Source organism: Azotobacter armeniacus (assembly GCF_054779355.1).
Genome location: NZ_BAAGYK010000031.1, coordinates 1 through 4,539, shown reverse-complemented (window position 1 = coordinate 4,539; position 4,539 = coordinate 1). Strand labels below are relative to the sequence as shown.

Sequence of the window (4,539 nt, the reverse complement as noted above, 5' to 3'; positions counted from 1 at the left end):
ATCCAGGCTAGGCACCCTGGCGGGCAACTGAGTCCCTCCTGCCCATCCTGCAAAATGCACGCTGTGCTTGGGTGCTTTCTTGCACTTTGCAAGATGTGGTTCTACGGTTTCTTCGCAATTCATTGACTTAGCAGACGCTCAAAAGCGTCTCTCGAAACAGGGCCGATTCACAGCGCCTCCCAGTTCCCTGGCGGGGCGTCATCGCGGCCCAGCCACAGCAGCGCCACCACCTGCTGCTGTTGGTCCGGCTACAGGTCTTCGATGATCGACTCGAACTCCGTGAATACCTCGTCATCGACGCGATCGGCGAGCGCCTGCATCGTCCAGTCGTCACCTCAGTTGGTGGGCTCCTGGGGAATGACGACCTCTTCCTTGGCATGAAGCGCACGGGCCAGCGCGATCAGTCGGCAAACGGTCTCGGGATTGGCGTACTGAATCTGCGCGCTCCTCTTGGGTGGTCCAGAATTCAAGCATGGCCCGAATAGAGAAATTTGCCTGGCTGCGATGTCTCCGTAGTGGCAAACCCGTCGTCTGGGTTGATCGACATCAAACCCGGGACATCTTCCCCCAGCGTTCCAATCAGGTCCCGGTCGCCCGCGCGCCAGAGGTGGTTTGGTCTTCGATCCTGATACGCGCTCTTATCCTTGCGAGGTCCACCATGCAAAAGCCACTGCAGATCCATTTCCACCAGATCGATCCTTCTCCGGCCATCGAGGCGCGTATCCGCGAGCAGTGCGATGAACTGGAGGAGTTCTACGATCAGATCATCGGTTGTTCGGTCACCTTCGGCGCCCCGCATCAGCACCACCACCAGGGCAAGCTCTACCAGGTCAAGGTTCACCTGACGCTGCCGGACGGCGAAATCCACTCTACCCAGGCTCACCACGATGAGCATGCCCACGAGGACCCGTACGTGGCGATTCGCGACTGCTTCAAGGCCGTGCGTCGCCAGCTGGAGGATTATGCGCGCAAGCGCAGGGCCCAGGTCAAAAGCCACGAACCCGCGCAGCAGGGGACAGTGGTCGAACTGCATGGCGATATGGATTACGGCATGCTCGAAACCCCAGAAGGACGGCAGATCTACTTCCATCGCCACAGCGTGCTGAACGGTGCCTTTGATCACCTGCACGTGGGCGATGAGTTGCGCTTTGCCGAAGAGGCCGGGGAGCAGGGGCCGCAGGCCAGTACCGTGCATCCGCTAGGGAGACAGCACACGCCGGGCTAACCCTTGATGCAGACCATCGGCTCGAGGCGCGCGACCCGGCGCTCCAGTCTGGACAGTTCCGCCGCCAGTGCCACGCTGTCGACGGCCTTGTAGGCGCCGGGTGCTTCTTCAGCGATGCCGCGCCAGGATGGGCTGCTGATCAGCACACCGCATGCGGCCAGTTCGTCGCGCACTTGTTCGCCGCGCCACAAACGTGTCGCCTGAGTCGCCCCTGCTTTCATAGGTGCTTCCGAGTGTCTTCTGGCCGATTCCGGCCAGCCACGCTATCCAGTCTGATGGCTCCTACGCTCCAGCGTGGAAGCCCGACTGATGGACACTCCGCGTCCAGGGGATGCGGGAGCATCCCTTGTGGCGTGCCTGCGCAGGAGCCTAGGCACGATCAAATTGGAGGCGGATATGAAAAGCTTGAGACGACCCGAACCGCCCGATACAGCATGCACCTAGCGGTCTGTTCGGTTTATTCGATTAGTCAATTTTGGCGCCTGAAGCTCCGATTCAGCAACGTCGAACGCAAAGCGATCTCGAGTACTGGGAGACCAGTGCCTATCGACACCGGGCAATCAGGCACAGGCCCTGCCTGCCTCCAGCCAGGACTGCAGCGCCTCGACCACCAGCCTGTGATCGTCCCACTGCGGCAGGCCCGACAGGGTCAGAGCCCCGATCAGTTCCCCGCCAGCCAGGCGTAGCGGAAAGCTGCCGCCGTGGACCGCATATTCCCGCGCATCGATATGGGGCTGGGTTTCGAACTCCCGCCCCTTGCTGCGGTTGTACTCCCCCAGATACAGTGAACTGTGCCCGTAGCGCAGCACCGTATTGCGCTTGCGCCGGACCCAGTCATGGTTGTCGGCACTGGAGCCCGGCAGGGCGGCACTGAAGACAATCCGGCCATAGACATGGATCTCCAGAACGGCCGGCGCCTGGGCGGCGGCCGCGAGCCGATACAGTTGCTGGCCCAGTTGCCAGGCCGCGGCAAGATCGAAACCGGGCAGCTGCAATCGTGCTTCCTGCTCCAGCAGTTCGGACGAGGTCATCGGGTCACCTCCAGCGTTCGGCCCTGTTGATGGCTGCGGCAGGCCAGTTCGATCAGTCGGATGCCCTGCAGAGCATCCGCGGGAGTGACCGGCGGCAGCTGGCGCTGCTGCAGGGCCTGCACCAGTTGCTGATAGAATAGCTGGTAATTACCGGCCAGGGTCGTCAGCGTCCGGGTTTCATGCTCTGTATGGACGTTGCCATAGTGGCTCGCCTTTTCCAGCCCCCAGTCCGGGCCGCCTGGCAACTCGCCGGCACGCAGCGCATCCTCCTGGGGGTCGAGCCCGAACTTGTGGTAGCTGCCCAGGGTGCCCTGCAGCACGAAACGAAGGGTGGGTGCGGCGCAGAACGGACTTGTATGCAGCACCACCTCCTTGTCCGGATAATGCAGCTGCAGATGAAAATAGTCGGTGGCCTCGGCGCCGCTGCGCAGTTCGCGACAGCGGGCGCTGATGGCCTCGGGCAGGCCGAACAGCACCAGCGCCTGATCGATCAGGTGGGGACCGAGATCGTAGAGAATGCCGCCTCCCGGGCCGGCCTGCTCGCGCCAGCGGGCTCTTGGCGTCGGGCGGAAGCGGTCGAAGTGGGACTCGAAATAGCGGATGTCTCCCAACTGACCTGTGCGCAATAGTTGTTGGAGGGTCAGGAAGTCGCCATCGAAACGGCGGTTGTGATAGATCGCCAGAAGCCGCTGCTGCCGTGCGGCCAGGGCCAGCAACTCTTCGCCTTCCTCCGCGGTCACGACGAAGGGCTTCTCCACCAGCACATCCTTGCCGGCCAGCAAGGCCTGCCGGGCCAGTGAAAAATGACAGTGGTTCGGTGAGGTGATGACAACCAGCTCGGCATCGCTGTGGGCGATCAGCTCGCTGCCATCCGGGTAATGCTGCAACTGCGGGTAATCCTGCCGCAGCTGTTCCTGGGTGCTGCTGATGGCCACCAGCCGCAGCTCCGCCTGGTTGTGAATGAAGGGCAGATGGAAGATTCGGGCCGAAAGCCCATAGCCGATAACAGCGGTCTTAATCAATGGAGGTCTCCAGTGTGACAATCGGGATCTCGAGATCGAGGAGTGCCCGGCGCAGCCGCCCCGCGGGCAATGCATCGCAGATCAGCATATCCAGCTGTGCCAGGTCGCAGACCTGGTGCAACTGCTGCTGACCGAACTTGTCGCCGCTGCCGACCGCAATCAGGTGCTCGGACTGGGTGATCGCCCGGCGTTTCAGTGCGGCTTCGGCGGCCGTCGGGGCGCTCAGTCCGTGCTCGTTCAGGGCGCAAATCCCCATGACGGCATGTTGCAGCCGGAACTGCCCCAGCTGCCGTTCGGTTTCCGCTCCCAGCATCATGCGCTGCAGCGGATCGAACTCCCCGCCCAGGCCATGGAGACTGAGCGCCGGGTTCTGGCTCAGCAGTTGCAGCGCATCCAGCGCGGCACTGACCAGGCTGAAGGGCTGGGACTGGGCAGCCAGCAGCCGGGCCAGCTCCAATAGCGTGCTGCCACTGTCCAGATACAGGCTGGAGCCGGGCTGCAGCACTTCCAGGGTGCGCTGGGCGAGCGCTGTCTTGCTCCCATTGCGCGGACGCTGCAGAAAGGGCAGCGGCTCCAGGGCCGGCTCGAACAATCGTGCTCCGCCCCGAATGCGCTGAAACCGGGACTGCTCGGTCAGCTTGATCAGATCTCGCCGGGCCGAGTCGCGGGAAATGCCGAAGTATTGGCAGATCTCGTCCAGGGTGATGCGCTGCTGCCGTTCCAGCAGTCCGGCAATGACATTGAGTCGTTCTTCCTGGGTTACGACAATCATGTTAAGTGATTCTGCGTTTTTTAAGTAAACATGAGTCTATTTCAACCAATAATCCGTAGTCAAACGCTTTGTATTTAAGTGATTATAAGTATATGTGCGTGAAAAAGGATGGTGCAGTATGACAACAAGTCTTCATGTGACCTTGCTGCTCAGGCTGAACGGGCAGGGCATCGGTGCAAGGCTCAACCCCCGACCAAGAAAGGCAAACCCCTGCCCTCATCGCCCACGGCGATGCGCTCGAGCAATTGAAGAGAACTGCATGATGACTGCGCTAAAAAAATATCTCGCCGCCTACCCGCCACAGCTGCAGGACCAGGTCCGTCGGCTGATCGCCGAGCAGCGCCTGGGCGAGTACCTGGAGAAGCGCTATCCCGGCCGCCATGCCGTGCAGAGCGACAAGGCGCTGTATGCCTACACCATGGACCTCAAGCAGCAGTACCTGCGCAACGCGCCGGGCATCGACAAGGTGCTCTACGACAGCAAGCTGGA

The 4,539-nt window shown here is 61.7% G+C and carries 5 protein-coding genes and 2 pseudogenes; 2 read left to right on the top strand and 5 right to left on the bottom strand.

The window, feature by feature from the left end:
- Window positions 1-167 precede the first annotated feature (167 nt).
- Window positions 168-239: pseudogene (locus tag ACYVD0_RS06705) on the bottom strand (hypothetical protein); the annotation flags it as partial.
- Window positions 240-658: 419 nt separating this feature from the next.
- Between ACYVD0_RS06705 and ACYVD0_RS06700 the strand changes: the two are divergent.
- Window positions 659-1,225, top strand: coding sequence for an HPF/RaiA family ribosome-associated protein (locus ACYVD0_RS06700; RefSeq protein WP_460426099.1), 567 nt, complete (start codon window positions 659-661; stop codon window positions 1,223-1,225).
- Here the strand turns inward: ACYVD0_RS06700 and ACYVD0_RS06695 are convergent.
- The 4 genes from ACYVD0_RS06695 to ACYVD0_RS06680 all read right to left on the bottom strand — a co-directional run bounded on the left by ACYVD0_RS06695 (window position 1,222) and on the right by ACYVD0_RS06680 (window position 4,050).
- Window positions 1,222-1,446: an RtcB family protein gene (locus ACYVD0_RS06695; RefSeq protein WP_460426098.1), complete on the bottom strand. Its 225-nt coding sequence runs from the start codon at window positions 1,444-1,446 to the stop codon at window positions 1,222-1,224. The two genes, ACYVD0_RS06700 and ACYVD0_RS06695, sit on opposite strands and share 4 nt — an antisense overlap.
- Window positions 1,447-1,785: 339 nt before the next feature.
- The gene (locus tag ACYVD0_RS06690; protein ID WP_460426097.1) at window positions 1,786-2,256 is read right to left on the bottom strand and encodes a heme-degrading domain-containing protein; all 471 of its coding nucleotides are present in this window, start codon (window positions 2,254-2,256) and stop codon (window positions 1,786-1,788) included.
- The gene (locus tag ACYVD0_RS06685) at window positions 2,253-3,278 is read right to left on the bottom strand and encodes an oxidoreductase (protein WP_460426096.1); all 1,026 of its coding nucleotides are present in this window, start codon (window positions 3,276-3,278) and stop codon (window positions 2,253-2,255) included. Before ACYVD0_RS06685 ends, ACYVD0_RS06690 begins: the two co-directional genes overlap by 4 nt.
- Window positions 3,271-4,050 (bottom strand): DeoR/GlpR family DNA-binding transcription regulator, encoded by a 780-nt coding sequence (locus ACYVD0_RS06680; protein WP_460426095.1) that lies wholly within the window; start codon window positions 4,048-4,050, stop codon window positions 3,271-3,273. Before ACYVD0_RS06680 ends, ACYVD0_RS06685 begins: the two co-directional genes overlap by 8 nt.
- Before the next feature lie 262 nt (window positions 4,051-4,312).
- Here ACYVD0_RS06680 and ACYVD0_RS06675 point away from each other — a divergent pair.
- Window positions 4,313-4,539 (top strand): annotated as a pseudogene (locus ACYVD0_RS06675) (metal-dependent hydrolase); the annotation flags it as partial.